We start from the raw sequence: 15,922 nt of genomic DNA, 5'->3' as shown, positions 1-15,922 counted from the left end.
TTGCCCCCGATTTTCCGCTGGATATTCGCTGCGGCAGATTGCCCATGCGGCTGCTTCACGGTCAAGCGGCGGCACGGCCTGGAAGGCGGTTATTGCCAAACCCAGCGGAAGGGTGGTAGCGGAACCGCAACCTTTTTCCAGGAGTTGCTGCCATGACTGAAGAAACCAAGACCAATCCGGCCGACCAGGCTGCGGGTACCCAGGCCGAAGCCGGCCCCGCCTTGGTGGTGCTGCACCAATTCCTGAAGGATTTCTCGTTCGAGAACCCGCTGGGGGCCGAAACCCCGCAGGCATTGACCGAAGCACCGACTGGCATGATCCGGGTCGACGTCAAGGTGAAGCCGCTGACGCCCCCCGACATCGAAGTGACCCTGTTCCTCTCGGTCGATGCCAAGATCGGCCAGCGTTCGGTCTATCTGGTGGAATGCGAATATGCGGGCTCGTTCCGCTTGGGGCGCGTACCGCAGGAGCATGTCCTGCCGCTGGTCATGATCGAGGCGCCGCGCCTGCTGTTCCCCTTCGCGCGCCAGGTGATCGCCAGCGCCGTCGCCGCCGGCGGCTTCCCGCCGCTCCTCATCAACCCGGTCGATTTCGTGGCCCTCTACCGCGACAAGCGCGAAGAATTGCTGAAGCAGGCCGAGGCCCAGAAAGCCGCCAGCGTCGGCGCACCCGTCGGCAACGCCTAACAACCGGTACCTCGCCCCGCCATGGCCGCCAAGCGGCGCCTCACCGATGACGAGCTTGCCTTGTGGCAGGCCGTCGCGAAATCGGTGACGCCGCTCAAGCGCAAGCGCGTGAAGAAGCCGCCGGCCGATAAAGGCATTGGGGGCGAGGATGCGCCGCCGCCCGAGAGCAAAGTGGCGCCCGCGAAGGCACCGCCGGGCAAACGGCCCAAGGTAGCCAAAGGCCCACCGCCCAATCCGGCGCCGGTCGTGGCAGCACCCAAACCAGCGCCGCTGCTCACCCCCACACCGATTCCCGGCGCCATGCCGGGGATCGACAAGCGCCAGGGCGAACGCTTCCGCCGTGGCCAATTGCCGATCGAAGGCAAGATCGATCTTCACGGCCGCACCCAGGCCGAAGCCCATGACGCGCTCCAGCATTTCATCGAGCGCGCTTACAAGGCGGGAAAGCGCCAATTGCTGGTGATCACCGGCAAGGGCATGACGCAATCGAAGAGCGGAATCCTCAAAACCAACGTGCCGCGCTGGCTCAACGAGCCGGCGATGCGCCGCCTGATCCTCGCCATCAGCCAGGCAAGGCCCGAGCATGGCGGCGAAGGCGCGCTTTATGTGTTGTTGAAGCGAGAGAAGTGACGATTCATTGAATCGTCATGGTCGGCGAAGGCCGACCATCCACGACTTTCTTTCCTCAGTCACATCGAAACTCGTGGATGGTACGCCTGCGCGTACCATGACGAATATTAATATACGCCCTACCTTCTCCCCCGCGGGCGCGGGGTGGTGCGCTTCGAGGCGGGGCGTGGTGCCGGGCGTTTGGCGAGGATCTTGGCGCCGGATTTGCCGCTCTTCGCCGCCCATTCGGCGATGAAGGAAAAGAGGGCCCGCAAGCCCAGCGGCTCGCCGCCATCGGGCCGGCCCGCACCCCTCCCCGCCGTCCAGCCATAGGTATCGATGTGGAGCCATTTGGTCTGCGGCGAGACGAATTCCTGCAGATAGAGTGCGGCCGTGATCGCACCGGCGAAGCTGCCCGGTTCGCAATTGGCGATGTCGGCCACCTTGCTGTCGAGCATCCGGCGATAGGGTTTCCACAGCGGCAGGCGCCAGAAAGGATCGCCCGCATCGCGGCCATGGCGCAGCAAAGCCTCCGCCAGTTCGTCGTCATTGGCAAAGAGCGCCGGCAGATCGGGGCCAAGCGCCACGCGCGCAGCACCCGTCAGCGTCGCCATGTCGATCATCAGATCGGGTTTCTGGTCGTCGGCATCGGCGATGGCGTCACAAAGGATGAGGCGACCTTCGGCATCGGTGTCGTTGATCTCGACCGTGATGCCCTTCCTGGTCTTCACGACATCCAGGGGCCGGATCGCATTCCCCGAAACCGAATTCTCCACCGCCGGAATCATGAGGCGGAGGCGCAAGGGGAGATCGGCTTCCATGATCATCTGCGCGAGGGCGAGCACCGTGGCGGCGCCGCCCATATCCTTCTTCATCATCATCATGCCGCCGCGCGGCTTCAGATCGAGGCCGCCGGTATCGAAGCAGACACCCTTGCCGATGAGGGTGAGGAGCGGACCCTTCTCGCCGCTTTTCCCTTTCCAGGTGATGTCGATGAGGCGCGGCGCGCGCGGCCCCGAGGTGGCGGCGGCGCGGCCCACCGCATGGATGGTGGGGTAATTCGCTTTCAAGAGTTGGTCGCCAACCACTTCGCGGAAGCGCGCCTTATGCGCCTTGGCAACATCGCCCGCCGCCTTGGCGAGATCGCCGGGGCCCATATGTTCGGCCGGGGTGTTGATGAGATCGCGCCCCAGGCCGATCGCCCGGACGGCGCGTTCCACCACAATGCGGTCGGCGCTCTTCGGCCAGACGAGTGCCGCGAATTCCTTCTTGTCGCTGCGATAGCGCGCGAAGCGGTAGCAGCCCATGGCCCAGGCGAAAGCATGGGCATCGGCCTGGGCGGGGGTGAGGTCGTCCTCGATCAGGACATAGGTGCCGGCAGGCAAAGCGGCGGGCAAGGCGGCCAGCGACCAGCGATCGGTGCCGCTTTCAACACCGGCCAGGATCTGCGCGTCGCCCGATCCATCGGGCAGCAGCAAAAAGCTGCCGGGTTTCGCGGTGAAGCCCGCGGCCTTGATCCAGGCCTGCAGGGCAGCCGGGCGATCCTTCAGCCATTGGGCAAAGGCCTTGTCGCCAAGCGGCAGGATGCGGGTCGCCTTGGCGGCGCGGGACAGGAGATGATCGAGCACGGGAGGTTCCTCGGAATTTGCGGGCCGAATCGGGCCGGCTTCGGCGTGGATTTTAGCGGGGTGCGGCCAGTCGGCATAGTTGGCAAGATGACCCAATCCCCTATGATGGCGACCGCCTGGGGAGGAAAAGATGTCCAGATTGACCTTGATTGTCGGCAACAAGAATTATTCGTCCTGGTCGCTGCGCGGCTATCTCGCCGTCAAGGCCAGCGGCCTCGATTTTCACGAGATCGTCATCCCGCTACGCAATAACGACACCCATCAGCGGATCAAGGCGCATTCGCCCTCCGGTCTGGTGCCGGCGATCGTCGACGGCGACATCCTGGTCTGGGAAACCCTGGCGATCTGCGAATACCTCGCCGAACTGGCGCCGGGCGCCGGGCTGTGGCCGGAAGATCGCGCCGCGCGTGCCCATGCCCGGTCGATTTCGGCCGAGATGCATGCGGGCTTTGCGACCTTGCGCCGCAACCTGCCCATGGACATCACCCATGACCGGCACGAGGAATCCCGCGCGCATCTGGCCAAGGAGGACATCGCCCGCGTGACATCGATCTGGCATGAGGCGCGCACCCGTTTCGGCGAAAAGGGCAGCCATGGTGCCGGCCCCTTCCTCTATGGCGGCTTCAGCGCGGCGGATGCCATGTATGCGCCCGTCGCCACGCGCTTCCGCACCTATGGCGTCCCGCTGGATCCGGTGAGTGCGGCCTATTGCGAGGCGATCTTCGCCTGGCCGGCCTTCAAGGAATGGGAAGCCGCCGCCTTGACCGAGACCGCGGTGATCGCATTCGACGTGTTCCAGAAGGCCGATTGAGCATGCGGCGCGGCAGCGACAATCGTCCGACGGGCGAGCGCGGCTTCGATCCGGCCATGCCGGAAACCGCGCAATCCCTGTTGCTGGAAGCCGAGATCGCCGCCGCCGAAGCGAATCTCCGGCCGGTCACCGTGCCGCCGGGGCCGGTCCTGTTGCGCTGGGCGCTGCTGGTGCCGTTCCTGCTGTGGCTGGCGATCATCGCCGGCGCCTTGCTGGGACGCCCGCCGACGGCACCAATCGAATTGGAAAGCCTCGCCGCCGCCTGGCATATGTGGCAGGACGGCAGCTGGCTGCCGCAACGGGGTGGCGAGGGGCTCGGCAATCTCGCCCCGCTTCATCTCTGGGCGATTCTCGCCGGCTGGCATCTGTTCGGCCTCGGCGATCTGTGGCCGCGGCTTCTGAGCGTGCTGGCGAGCCTCGGCACGCTTTACCTCGTCGGCCGTTCCGCCCTCCAGTTGTGGCCGCATCGCACGCTGACCGAGCTTTATGCCCGCATCCTGCTGATCGGCACCATCGCCTTTGCCCTTATCGCCACGATGGTGCAGCCGGAGCCTCTGGTTCTCCTGGTCACGGCGCTGGGCTTTCACGCGCTCTCGCATCTCTGGCAGGTGACGCCGCGGCAGATCGGCTATTTCTTCTGGTGGGGCGTGTTCGCGCTCAGCCTCATGGCCAGCTTCTTCACCCTGGGCAGCGCCGCCTTGCTGCTGCTGCCGCTGGCAGCACTCCTGCCGCCTTATCTCAGCGAGGGCATCGGACCGCAATTGACCACCGGCATGGTTACCGGCGGCATGGCGACCGGCGGCAATATGGAAGGCGGGCAGCGCCTGGGCCTCCGCTTCGTGCCGCATTGGCATCTCAGTCTGCTGATCGCGATCGTGCCCGCCCTGCTCGGCTGGTTCGCCTGGCAAGCGACCTTGGCCGGCGCCGGGATCGAGGCTTCTTTCCTGGGATTCGGCAGCGGCTGGAACGCGCCCGCGACCGAAGCCGGAAGGCGCGAGATCTGGTCGCTCCTGCTGGTGCCGCTCCTGCTTTATCCCTGGATCTGCTGGAAGACCTTGTGGCGAGCGCTGGCGCGGCAGATGCGCACCGCCATGGGCCGCGGCTTCCGCCTCTGCCTTGCCTATCTGCTGGCCAGCATCGTCGCCGGCATCGCCACCGGCTGGCAGATGCAGGGCCTGGTCTATGCGGTGCTGCCGCTTTCGCTCCTCGGCGCGCGCCTTCTCGCCACGCAGGAGATTCGCGCGCGCGATTTTCACGCCATCGTGCCGGCCTTGTGGGCGCTGCTGCTGGGTCTTTGTTTCTTCCTGATGAACATCATCCCCACGGCGCATCTCGACGTGCTGTGGCGCGCGCTCTTCGACGTGTCGCTGCCGATCTGGATCGGCGGCATGGGCATGACCTCGGGGCTGGTCCTGCTGGTGGCCGGTTACGGCATCGCCCAGCTCTCACCCATGCAATTGCTTTCGCGCACCATTCAGGTGGCCACCCTGCCGGTGCTGCTGCTGACCTGCATCAATATCGAGTTCCCCTTCAACCTGCGGCAGTTCTTCGACCTCACCCCGGTGGCGGAGAGGCTGCGGGAATTGCAGGATGCCGGACAGCCTTTGGCGGTTTATGGCCCCTATCGCGGCGAGTTCGATTTTTATGGCCGCCTGGGCGCGGCCCCGGTCTCGCTCCCGGACGAGGCGGCGGCGATGGCCTGGGCCAAGGCGCATCCCGCCGGCGTCATCGTCAGCTATTTCGACGGCTCCCCGCTGCGGCTCCCGACCCTCCCCTATTACCGGGGTGTGGCCCGGGATCGCTGGGTCGCCGTCTGGCCCGCCAGCGCCGTCCTGGCCACGCAAGGCGCCGCTCTTAACCAAAACTTTTAACTAATTGAATCACAAATGTTTTTTCGCGATTTTGCGACTCATTTGCTTGCATAATTTTCTTAGGAATCATAACTTAGCGTTGTCTATGGTGTATCTTCAGATGGTTTTTGTGCATGACGAGTTTCACCGTAGGTTACCGGGTCATCCGCGGCGCGGAGCACCGCCGCGACAAGCGGCTGCAGCTTCCGATCTTCGCGGTTCGTATCGGTGACCAGGTTTGCGAGACAATCAATTGGTCGCTGGGCGGCCTGCTGATCCGTGGCTTCGACGCGCCCGCACGGCCGGAGATGGAATTCACCATGGATATCTGGGTGAAGGACGGGCCGGCCGGGCCGGGGAATCCGGACGCCACCCTGCGCATCACCGCGCAATTGGTGCGCTATGACCGGCCCGAGCGACGGCTGGCGGTTAAATTCGCCGATCTTACCCCGACGATTCTCGATTTCTTCGAGCGCAGCTTCTCGTTCCACAGTCGCCGCGGCCGCCAACGCTAAGAATCGCGGCTAAACATCGTCCCCAATCGCACCCATCCAATCGCAGGGGACAGGATTCCGCCTGTCTGTTACACTTTGCCTCCCAGCCAGCGCGGAGTTCCCCCAGACATGAGCAGCTTCACCATGGGCTTTCGACAGGTGCGCGGCGCCGAGCACCGTCGTGACAAGCGCCTGCCGTTGCCGATTTTCACGGTGAAGGTCGACGGTCAGATTGCCGATACGGTGAACTGGTCGCTGGGCGGTCTGCTGATCGGTAATTACGACGGTCATCTGCTGGTCGAGATGCCGGTCGAGATCGACATCAAGATCAAGGACGAGCATGCCGAATTCACCATGAAGATCGGCGCCCAGGTGGTCCGCAACGACCGGGGTAAGAAGCAGCTCGCCCTCAAATTCGACGAGATGAGCCCGGCGATCTACGATTTCTTCGAACGCGGCTTCACCAAGCGCTTCCAGCGCGGCGGCAAAGCGCCCGCCAAATCAGCCTGAAGCGGGACCCCTTTGTCGCCCCTGCTGTTCGCGCATTGGACCTGGCCGGATGGGCTGGCGCTGCTTTGGATGCTGGTGTTGTGGTTCGTCTACGGCCGCTTTGCCGATCATCTGCCGCCCGACGACGTCAAGCCCAGCAATCTCAACCAGATGATGCATCACCTGCGCCGGGCCTGGATGCGACGCATGCTGGACCGCGAGGAGCGCATCATCGATTCCTCGCTGACCGGCCATTCGGTGAGTGCAACCACCTTCTTCGCCTCAACCTCGATGCTGATCATCGCCGGTCTCCTGGGCGTGCTCGGCAATGCCGGCGCCGCCCATGACGTCATTCAATCCTTCGGCTTCGTCGCGCGCTCCAGCGTGGTGCTGTTCGAGATCCAGATCCTGGGGCTCGTCATCCTCTTCATCGTCGCCTTCTACAAATTCACCTGGGCGTTGCGGCAGTTCAATTTCGCCTGCACCCTCATCGGCGCCGCACCGGCGGCACCGGTCGAGCCGGCTTTGCGCGACCGCTTCGCCGATCATGCCGCGCGTGTCATGTCGCTCGCTGTGGTGAGTTTCAACGGCGGCATCCGCGCCTATTATTTCGCCATGGCCTGGCTCGGCTGGTTCATCCACCCGATCGCCTTCGCGGCCACCACCAGCATCGTCGTGCTGGTGCTCCTGAAGCGCCAGGTGAAAAGCCGCAGCCAGCAGAGTGTGGCGGAATATTACGACGCCGCGTGGCGGTAGGCGGGATCCCCCGTCGGTTGCATCAAGCAGTAGTTTGACCTACCGTGAATTTTGGTCGAATCGGCTGCGGCGTAGGCTACCGTCGAGAAAAATACGCCACAGCATGCCAACTATCGCGAAGGATGGGGATGCACGATGTGGTTTGTTGTTAGACGTTTGTTCATTCTGATTGCTGTCTTGGCGGGAGGTCACAGTGCCGCCCTGGCCGTCGATACGCCGAGAGAGAACTGCGCACGGATTGCCGACGCGGTGGCGCAGAATGAGCTCGCCGAAATCCCCAATATTCTCCGCCAGGCATCCAAAGGCGCCCTGAATGTTGATGCGGGGGCCTTCAGAACTCTGCAACCGATTGTCGAGACAGGGCCCGTGAAGGTCAACGATTTCCTGATCGAGAAAGACTACAACGGTACCTTGTTGAAAACTTGGCGCCTGCTCTATTTCGACTGGCAGAGTCTCTATCTCCGCTGCACTTATGTGAAGGTCGATGGAGATTGGGTTCTGATCCACGTCGGTACTGAAACAGACGAAGAAAAAATCGATCTGCCTTGACGCAAGTCTAAGCCGCCTCGCCCTAAGCCGCCGTGCCGCCGACCGTGAGGGCGTCGATGCGCAAGGTGGGCTGGCCGACGCCGACGGGGACACCCTGGCCTTCCTTGCCGCAGGTGCCGACACCGGTATCGAGCTTCATGTCGTTGCCGATCATGCCGACCTTGGTGAGGACATCGGGACCGTTGCCGATGAGGGTCGCTCCCTTCACCGCCGCGCCGATCTTGCCGTCCTCGATGAGATAGGCTTCCGAGGCCGAGAAGACGAATTTGCCCGAGGTGATGTCGACCTGGCCGCCGCCGAAATTGACGGCATAGAGACCCTTCTTCACTGAAGCCAGGACTTCCTTCGGATCATGGGGGCCCGCCAGCATGATGGTGTTGGTCATGCGCGGCATCGGGTTATGGGCGAAGCTCTGGCGCCGGCCGTTGCCGGTGGGCTTCATGCCCATGAGGCGCGCATTCTGCCGGTCCTGGATATAGCCCTTGAGGATGCCGTCCTCGATCAGCGTGGTGCATTGCGTGGGCGTGCCCTCGTCATCGATGGTGAGCGAGCCACGGCGATCGGTGAGTGTACCGTCATCAACGACCGTGACGCCGGGTGCGGCGATACGCTGGCCCATGAGACCTGCGAAAGCCGAGGTCTGCTTGCGGTTGAAATCGCCTTCGAGGCCGTGGCCGATCGCCTCATGGAGCAGGATGCCGGGCCAGCCCGGCCCCAGCACCACGGGCATTTCGCCGGCGGGTGCGGGGATCGAAGAAAGGTTGACGATGGCCTGGCGCAGGGCTTCGTCGGCGCCCTGCTTCCAATTGCCCTCGGCCACCACGCCTTCGTAAGACACGCGGCCGCCGCAGCCGAAGGAGCCGGTCTCCATGCGGCCGTTCTCCTCGACCATCACCGAGATGTTGAGGCGCACCAGCGGGCGCACGTCGCCCATGCGCTGACCATCGCCGCGGATGATCTGAATGGCCGACCAGGAGGCCGAGAGCGAGGCCATGACCTGGCGCACGCGCGGGTCCTTGGCACGCAAATAGGCGTCGATTTCCTCGAGCAGTTTCACCTTGGCGCCGAAGGGGAGCGAGTTCAGCGGATTGTCGGGAGCATAGAGCTGGCGGTTGGTGCCGATGGGGCCGAGATCGAGCTTGCCGTCATGGCCGGCATGGACCGCCTTCACCGTCTGGGCGGCGCGGGCCAAGGCACCTTCCGAGAGGTCGCTCGCATGGGCGTAGCCCGAAATCTCGCCCGATATAGCCCGGAGGCCGAAGCCTTGCGTGGTGTCGAAACTGGCGCTTTTCAACTTGCCGTCATCGAAAGCGAGGGCCTCCGATTGCTCGTATTCCAGATAAAGCTCGCCGTCATCGGCACCATTGAGGGCATCGCCCACCAGCCGCTCGGTCTTGGCGAGATCGAGGCCGGCACGTTCGAAGAACAATTGATCGGTGGTGGCGAGGTTCGACATGGGGTTCGACATGAGGGGGCATCTCCGGCAGGTCGCGAGCGAGCGAATGTGCCTAGAGATATAGGACGCCGCGCCGGCAATTGCCACCCACCGCGCGTTCCTCCGGAATCGCCGGCTTTTGGGGCCTACTTCGCCAGGCGGGCGATTTCCGAGAGAAGTCGCGGGATATCGACCTGGTCCGGGCGATCACCGCCATTGCCGTCCCGTTCCACCGCCGGATTGGCGCCGAGATCGAGGACCGGGATATTGCGGTCGCTGGCCATGGCCAGCAGCCGGCGATGCGATTTGCGCGCGGTGAGGTTCTGGTCGCCGAGATCGACCAGGATGAGATCGGGGGTGAGCGAGCGCATCGCGTCCAGGGCCAGTTCCGGTGTGTGCACGACACTGAGTTCGGTGCTGGCCTCGCGGCCAAGGGCCTCTTCGATCAGGCGCACATGGGCGGGATTGTCCTCGACATAGAGGATGCGGCGCCGGAACTCCGACCGCGCGACCGCCGGTTGCGGGCCGATGGGCGTGGGCGTTCTGACGGGGGGCCGTTCGGCCTGCGTGGGTACAGCCGCATCCGGCCCGGGCGCCGGTTTGACCGGTGCGGTACCGTCGCGTGCCGCATCGGTACCGGGGAGATCGACCCAGAACGTGCTGCCCTTGCCGAAGGTGCTGCGATAGCCGATGCGCCCGCCCATCAATTCGGCGAGGCGCTTGGCCAGCGCCAAGCCGATCCCGGTGCCTTCGATCGCCTGCGCCTCGGCCCCCAGCCGGTTGAACGGCGTGAAAAGCTCGGCCTGGCGCTGGGGCGGGATGCCCTGGCCATTGTCCTCGACACTGATGCGCACGAAGCTGTCCTCGAGAGAACTGCAACTCACCGTGACGCGACCGCCGCGGCGATTATACTTGATGGCGTTGCTCATCAGATTGATGACGATCTGGCGTAGGCGCACGCTGTCGGCCATGACCACCGGCCCGGCGGCGGCACCCGGCGTCTGCAGGACGATCTCGCGCGACAACGCCATGCGCTCGATCAGCGGCAGTGCTGCCGCCACGACCTGATGCGCGTCGGTGCGCTCGATCTTAAGGCCGATGCGGTTGGCATCGATCTTGGCGAATTCGAGAATATCCTTGATGAGTTCGAGCAGATGTTCGCCACCCGCCTTGATGAAGCCCAGATAGCTGCGTTGTTGCTCGGTCACCGGCCCGGCCATCTCGGTTTCCAGCAATTGCGCGAAGCCCAGCACCGCATTCAACGGCGTGCGCAATTCGTGGCTCATATTGGCGACGAAATCGGATTTGGCGCGGTTGGCGGTCTCGGCGCTTTCCTTGGCCTGGCGCAGGGCGATCTCGCCGCGCTTCTGCTCGGTAATGTCCTGGACGGTTCCCACCGACCGCGCTGCCTTGCCGTCACTGTCATAGAAGGTACGGCCATGTACCTCGACATATTTCTGGCGCCCGTCCGGCATGACGATGCGGTAATCCATGTCGAAAGGCGTGTGATCGGCCAGCGATTTGGCATAGACACGCGCCACCTTTTCGCGGTCATCGGGATGGATCGCATTCTCGAAGGCGAGATAAAAATTGGTCTGGCTCGTGCGGTCGAGTTCCAGAATGGAAAAAATCTCGTCCGACCAGACGCGGGTGCCGTCGCTGTGATCGATCTCCCAGGCGCCGAGATGGGCGATCTTTTGCGCCTCCTGAAGGCGCGCTTCGCTGCGCTTCAAGGCCTGCTCGGTGCGGATCACGTCCGAGATATCCTCGATGACGCCGATCAGGCGTTGGGGCGCCCCGGATTTGCTGCGCGCCAGAGTGACCGTCATGCGCACCCAGACGAGGCCGCCGCCCTTCTTCAGGTAGCGCTTCTCCATGGTATAGGGGCCGCGCGTGCCGGCGATGAGTTCGTTGCCCTGCCGCTCGTCGAGGTCGACATCGTCGGGATGGGTGATGTCGGCGAAATTGCGCCCGGCCAATTCTTCGGGTGTATAGCCGGTGATATCGCCAAAGCGCCGATTGACGCGGATGAAAGTGCCGGCGAAGTCGGAATAGCAGATGCCGACCGCCGCCTGATCGAAAATGGCACGGAACAGCGATTCGCTGTCCTCACCCTGCGCCGGATCGCCCGCAACTGGATCTACCGAGACGGGATCATTGCGGGCGGAATCGCGGGGCAGCTTGGAAGCGGCGATGACGTTCGAATCACTCTGCGCCTTTACCTTGGTCATGTCGTCCTTGGGAGCGCCTCGGGGCGAACCGGCCTTCGGAAACCTTAGCCCGGCAAATACTAAATATATGTTAGCTAACATCCATCCATTCACTGCGTTATCAACCAACCACATGATAGGAATAGATTTTTACCAACGCACGAAAGTGTGTTGCTGTTTGTCACAGGCTGTCGGGGCAGCTTTCGGTGTGTGGTTTTGTGCCGGGTGAGCCGGCCCAGCCCGGTTGCCCCGCCGGGACCGGGCGTGTAGGTTCCGCGCCAATCCAGCCCCCATCCCTTCAGATGACCCAGAAAGAGAATGTCATGCGCCCATCCGGCCGCGCCGCCAACGACCTGCGCAACGTCGAATTCATCATCGGCTTCAACCGCCATGCGGAAGGCTCGTGCCTGGTGAAATTCGGCGAGACCCATGTCATCTGCACCGCCTCGCTGGACGAGAAAGTGCCGCCCTTCCTGAAAGGTTCCGGCAAGGGCTGGGTCACCGCGGAATACGGCATGCTGCCGCGCGCCACCCATACCCGCGGCGATCGTGAGGCGGCGAAGGGCAAGCAATCGGGCCGCACCCAGGAGATCCAGCGTTTGATCGGCCGCGCCTTGCGCGCCGTCACCGACCTTACCGCCTTCGGTGAGCGCCAGATCAAGATCGATTGCGACGTCATCCAGGCCGATGGCGGCACGCGGACGGCCGCCATCACCGGCTCCTATCTCGCGCTCCATGAATGTTTCCGCCTGATGAAGGAGATGAACGCGATCAAGAAGATTCCCTTGATCGACCAGGTGGCGGCGATCTCCTGCGGGCTCTACAACAATCTCGCCGTGCTCGATCTCGATTATGCCGAGGATTCCAATGCCGACGCCGATGCCAATTTCGTCCTCACCGCGCAAGGCGGCATGGTCGAGGTGCAGGCGACGGCCGAGAAACACGCTTTCTCGGACACGCAGTTTGCCGAATTGCTGGGTCTCGCCCGCCACGGCACCGCGCAGCTTTTCGATCTGCAGCGCGCGACCTTGGCAGCCGCGGCAGAGAAAAAGTAATGGGGAAGAAATAATGGCGCGGCGCTTTGCCCTGGAATCCGGAGCGGGGAGGCTGGTCCTGGCCAGCCACAATCCCGGCAAGCTCAGGGAAATCGCCGATTTGCTGGCGCCTTTCAAGGTCGACGTCGTCTTGGCAAGCGCACTCGGCCTGCCCGAACCGGAGGAAACCGAGACCACCTTCATCGGCAATGCGCGGCTGAAAGCCGTGGCGGCGGCGAGCGCCAGCGGCCTCCCCGCTCTGGCCGACGATTCCGGTCTCGAGGTAATGGCCCTCAATCGCGATCCCGGCATCTATTCGGCGCGCTGGGCCGGTCCCGCCAAGGATTTCGCGATGGCGATGGGCAAGGTGCTGGATCTTCTGAAGGACAAGGGCGATCGCCGCGCGCGTTTCGTCTCGGCGCTCGCCTTGGCCTGGCCCGACGGTCATTGCGACGAATTCGAAGGCGATGTCTGGGGCGAGATCGTCGATGCCCCACGCGGGTCTCGCGGTTTCGGCTACGACCCGATCTTCCGTCCCGATGGATACGAGATCACCTTCGGCGAGATGGAACCCGAAAAGAAGCACGAGATGAGCCACCGCGCCGTGGCGTTCCGGAAATTCGTAGCTGGCTGCTTCGCCTAGACCGCCCTGCTGTGGCGCTGGGTATCCGGCTGCAGATAGCTATCGAAAGCCGCGGCGACGATGCGGCGGAAGGGCTCGCCGCGCGGAGTCAGTTGCAGATGCCCGGCATCCAGACGCACCAGACCATCGGCGATGAGCGGGGCAAGGCGGGCAAGTTCCGTCTTGGCATTCAAGGGCAGAGCGGTGAGATCGGCTGCGCCATAGCACATGATGTTGTCGATAAGCGCGCGGTGGCGGCGGTCATCGGCCGAAAGCTGAATGCCACGCGCGGTGGCGAGGCGCCCCGCCTTCACCTCCTTCGCCCAGGGCGAATTGTCGGTCACATTCTGGGCATAGCCCCAGGGGGTCGAGGAAATGGCGCTGGGGCCGAAGCCCAGGATCGTTTCGGCGCAATCGTCGGTATAGCCCTGGAAGTTCCGGCGCAGGCGCCCCTCGCTGAGCGCCTGGGCGAGGGAATCCGTGGGCAAAGCGAAATGGTCGAGGCCGATCTGCTGATAGCCGTGCGTTACCAGCATGTCGGCAGCGGCGGCGAATTGCCGGGCGCGCATGGGCGCATCGGGCAGGGCCGTTTCGTCGATCAGGCGCTGATTGGCCTTCATCCAGGGAACATGGGCGTAGCCGAAGAGCGCGATGCGGTCGGGCCTGAGGCTGGCCGCCAGTTGCGCGGTGCGGGCCATGCTCTCGACGCTCTGATAGGGGAGGCCATAGATGAGATCGAAATTGATGCCCCGCACACCGGCTTCGCGCAGATCCTCGACCGCGCGCGCTACAAGGTCATAAGGTTGCACGCGGTTGATCGCCAATTGCACGGCCGGGTCGAAATCCTGCACACCCAGCGAGACGCGGGCGGCCCCGCATTGCCGGAGGGCGGCGAGAAAATCGGGACCGAGATGGCGGGGATCGAGTTCGAGGGCCAGATCGAGATCGCCGGCGAGATCGAAGACGTGATCCAGCGCCATCATGATGCGGCGAAAATCATCGGCATCGAGGCTGTTGGGCGTACCGCCGCCGAAATGCACCGAGGTGACGCGGCGGCGCGTGGTGATGCCGCCGGCGATGAGGTGCCGGCCCACCAATTCAATCTCGGCAATGAGGTTCTCGGCGAAATCCGCGACCGGCTGATGGCGCGCGGTGATCTGGGTGTTGCAGCCGCAATACCAGCACATCTGCTTGCAGAAGGGGACGTGCAGATAGAGCGAGACCGGCTCTTCCGCCGGCAGGGCCGCCAGCCAATCGGCGACGGCCACCCGGTCTATTCCGGCATGGAAATGCGGCGCCGTCGGATAGGAGGTATAACGCGGCACCGGACGGTCATATCTGGCGATGAGGTTGGCATCGGTCATGCCCGCATGATCGTGATTGACCGGCACCCGGGTCTTGATTCAAATCAAACGCGCCGAAATGTCGCAAGCTGTCGAAAGGACCAGATAAATGCCTGCCCTGATCGTTCCCGCCCGCAAGGGCCTCGCCGTGAAGATCGCCCAAGGGCAGAGCTTCGGCGTGGTGAATACCCATGGCAGCCAGGTGGTCGATACCTGGGCCTTCAACGCCGCCGACATGAATGAATTCATGTCGATGGAGCACACCCGCGCGGGTCTCCGGCGCCTCTGTGCGCGTACGGGCGATGCTTACCTGACCAACCAGCGCCGGCCGATCCTGACCCTCACCGACGACACCTCTCCGGGGCGCCACGACACCCTCATCGCCGCCTGCGATCCCCATCGCTACCGGCAATTGGGGCATCAGGGGCATCACGACAATTGCACCGAGAATCTGGCGGCCGCCCTCGCGGCGCTGGGCCTCAAGGCACCCGAGACACCGGCGCCGCTCAATCTCTTCATGAACATTCCCTGGGAACTCAACGGCGATCTTTTCTGGAACGAGCCGATGAGCATGGCGGGCGATACCGTCACCCTGCGCGCCGAAATGGATCTGGTCGCTGTCTTCTCCTGTTGCCCGATGGATCTGCTGCCCATCAACGGCAAGGATGGTGTGATCCATGACGTGGAGATCCGGGTGGCGTGATGACCGGCCAACCTCTTACCGCGATCGGTTTCGATGCCGACGACACGCTCTGGCAGAACGAGCAATTCTTCCGCCTGACGGAAAAGCGCTTCGCCGAATTGCTGGCCGATCACGGCGCTCACGACATCATCGCCAAACACCTCCTTGAAGCCGAGCGGCGCAATCTCGCGATCTATGGATTCGGCATCAAGGGCTTCACCCTTTCGATGATCGAGACGGCGATCGAGGTGACGGCGGGACAGGCGCCCGCCAGTGTCATCCAGGAAATCCTGCTGGCCGGGCGCGAGATGCTGCACCATCCGGTCGAGACCCTGCCACAGGTGCCCGAGACCCTGGAGCGCCTTGCCGGCCAGTATCGCCTGATCCTCATCACCAAGGGCGATCTCTTCGACCAGGAACGGAAGCTCGCGCAATCTGGCCTCGGCGATTTCTTCCATGCGATCGAGATCGTGAGCGGCAAGAACCCGGAAACCTATGGCCGCATCTTCGCCCGGCATGGCGATGGGCCATTGAGCGCGATGATGGTTGGCAATTCCCTCAAATCCGACATCCTCCCCGCCCTCAAAGCCGGAAGCTGGGGCGTCTTCGTGCCCCATGACCTCACCTGGGTGCTGGAGCATGACGAGGAGCCGGTGGACGATCCGCGTTTCCGCAAGCTCACGACGATCGGCGAATTGCCGGAACTGATCGGGAAGCTGTAACG

General features: G+C 63.7%; 16 protein-coding genes. 12 read left to right on the top strand and 4 right to left on the bottom strand.

Annotation, left to right across the window (positions count from 1 at the left end):
• Positions 1-152 precede the first annotated feature (152 nt).
• Together secB and ACE3PR_RS08220 are read left to right on the top strand one after the other, a co-directional pair.
• Positions 153-686: a protein-export chaperone SecB gene (gene secB, locus ACE3PR_RS08225; RefSeq protein WP_374370370.1), complete on the top strand. Its 534-nt coding sequence runs from the start codon at positions 153-155 to the stop codon at positions 684-686.
• 21 nt (positions 687-707) lie between these two features.
• On the top strand, positions 708-1,316 hold the full coding sequence (locus tag ACE3PR_RS08220; protein ID WP_374370367.1) for a Smr/MutS family protein: 609 nt from the start codon (positions 708-710) through the stop codon (positions 1,314-1,316).
• Between the two features lie 119 nt (positions 1,317-1,435).
• Here the strand turns inward: ACE3PR_RS08220 and ACE3PR_RS08215 are convergent, their stop codons facing one another.
• Positions 1,436-2,923, bottom strand: a complete 1,488-nt coding sequence (locus ACE3PR_RS08215; RefSeq protein WP_374370364.1) for a M17 family metallopeptidase — start codon at positions 2,921-2,923, stop codon at positions 1,436-1,438.
• 130 nt (positions 2,924-3,053) lie between these two features.
• On the opposite strand from ACE3PR_RS08215, the gene ACE3PR_RS08210 reads away from it, so the two are divergent.
• From ACE3PR_RS08210 to ACE3PR_RS08185, 6 genes are all read left to right on the top strand, one after another.
• Positions 3,054-3,734, top strand: a complete 681-nt coding sequence (locus ACE3PR_RS08210; protein ID WP_374370361.1) for a glutathione S-transferase family protein — start codon at positions 3,054-3,056, stop codon at positions 3,732-3,734.
• A 2-nt stretch (positions 3,735-3,736) separates the two neighbouring features.
• Positions 3,737-5,605: an ArnT family glycosyltransferase gene (locus ACE3PR_RS08205; RefSeq protein ID WP_374370358.1), complete on the top strand. Its 1,869-nt coding sequence runs from the start codon at positions 3,737-3,739 to the stop codon at positions 5,603-5,605.
• A gap of 113 nt (positions 5,606-5,718) precedes the next feature.
• Positions 5,719-6,099, top strand: coding sequence for a hypothetical protein (locus tag ACE3PR_RS08200; protein ID WP_374370355.1), 381 nt, complete (start codon positions 5,719-5,721; stop codon positions 6,097-6,099).
• A gap of 108 nt (positions 6,100-6,207) precedes the next feature.
• Entirely contained in the window at positions 6,208-6,588 is a 381-nt protein-coding gene (locus ACE3PR_RS08195) for a hypothetical protein (RefSeq protein ID WP_374370352.1), read from the top strand.
• Positions 6,589-6,600: 12 nt separating this feature from the next.
• Positions 6,601-7,323 carry a DUF599 domain-containing protein gene (locus ACE3PR_RS08190; RefSeq protein WP_374370349.1) on the top strand — a complete coding sequence of 241 codons (723 nt, stop codon included), beginning with the start codon at positions 6,601-6,603 and terminating at the stop codon, positions 7,321-7,323.
• Positions 7,324-7,458: 135 nt separating this feature from the next.
• Positions 7,459-7,872, top strand: coding sequence for a hypothetical protein (locus tag ACE3PR_RS08185; protein ID WP_374370345.1), 414 nt, complete (start codon positions 7,459-7,461; stop codon positions 7,870-7,872).
• 22 nt (positions 7,873-7,894) lie between these two features.
• Here ACE3PR_RS08185 and tldD read toward each other — a convergent pair whose 3' ends face one another.
• Positions 7,895-9,328 carry a metalloprotease TldD gene (tldD, locus tag ACE3PR_RS08180; protein WP_374370775.1) on the bottom strand — a complete coding sequence of 478 codons (1,434 nt, stop codon included), beginning with the start codon at positions 9,326-9,328 and terminating at the stop codon, positions 7,895-7,897.
• Between the two features lie 125 nt (positions 9,329-9,453).
• Entirely contained in the window at positions 9,454-11,538 is a 2,085-nt protein-coding gene (locus ACE3PR_RS08175) for a PAS domain S-box protein (RefSeq protein ID WP_374370342.1), read from the bottom strand.
• 302 nt (positions 11,539-11,840) lie between these two features.
• On the opposite strand from ACE3PR_RS08175, the gene rph reads away from it, so the two are divergent.
• The gene (gene rph, locus ACE3PR_RS08170) at positions 11,841-12,572 is read left to right on the top strand and encodes a ribonuclease PH (protein ID WP_374370339.1); all 732 of its coding nucleotides are present in this window, start codon (positions 11,841-11,843) and stop codon (positions 12,570-12,572) included.
• 13 nt (positions 12,573-12,585) lie between these two features.
• Positions 12,586-13,194, top strand: a complete 609-nt coding sequence (rdgB, locus tag ACE3PR_RS08165) for an RdgB/HAM1 family non-canonical purine NTP pyrophosphatase (protein ID WP_374370336.1) — start codon at positions 12,586-12,588, stop codon at positions 13,192-13,194.
• Here rdgB and hemN read toward each other — a convergent pair.
• On the bottom strand, positions 13,191-14,537 hold the full coding sequence (gene hemN, locus ACE3PR_RS08160) for an oxygen-independent coproporphyrinogen III oxidase (RefSeq protein ID WP_374370333.1): 1,347 nt from the start codon (positions 14,535-14,537) through the stop codon (positions 13,191-13,193). The two genes, rdgB and hemN, sit on opposite strands and share 4 nt — an antisense overlap.
• An 88-nt stretch (positions 14,538-14,625) precedes the next feature.
• On the opposite strand from hemN, the gene ACE3PR_RS08155 reads away from it, so the two are divergent.
• Positions 14,626-15,219, top strand: coding sequence for a DUF1989 domain-containing protein (locus ACE3PR_RS08155; protein WP_374370330.1), 594 nt, complete (start codon positions 14,626-14,628; stop codon positions 15,217-15,219).
• The gene (locus ACE3PR_RS08150; protein WP_374370327.1) at positions 15,219-15,920 is read left to right on the top strand and encodes an HAD family hydrolase; all 702 of its coding nucleotides are present in this window, start codon (positions 15,219-15,221) and stop codon (positions 15,918-15,920) included. Before ACE3PR_RS08155 ends, ACE3PR_RS08150 begins: the two co-directional genes overlap by 1 nt.
• Positions 15,921-15,922 lie beyond the last annotated feature (2 nt).

It is taken from the genome of Dongia sp. (genome assembly GCF_041909655.1).
Classification (GTDB): domain Bacteria; phylum Pseudomonadota; class Alphaproteobacteria; order Dongiales; family Dongiaceae; genus Dongia.
The sequence above is the reverse complement of the archived record's forward strand: the minus strand, read 5'-3'. Positions and strand labels throughout refer to the sequence as shown.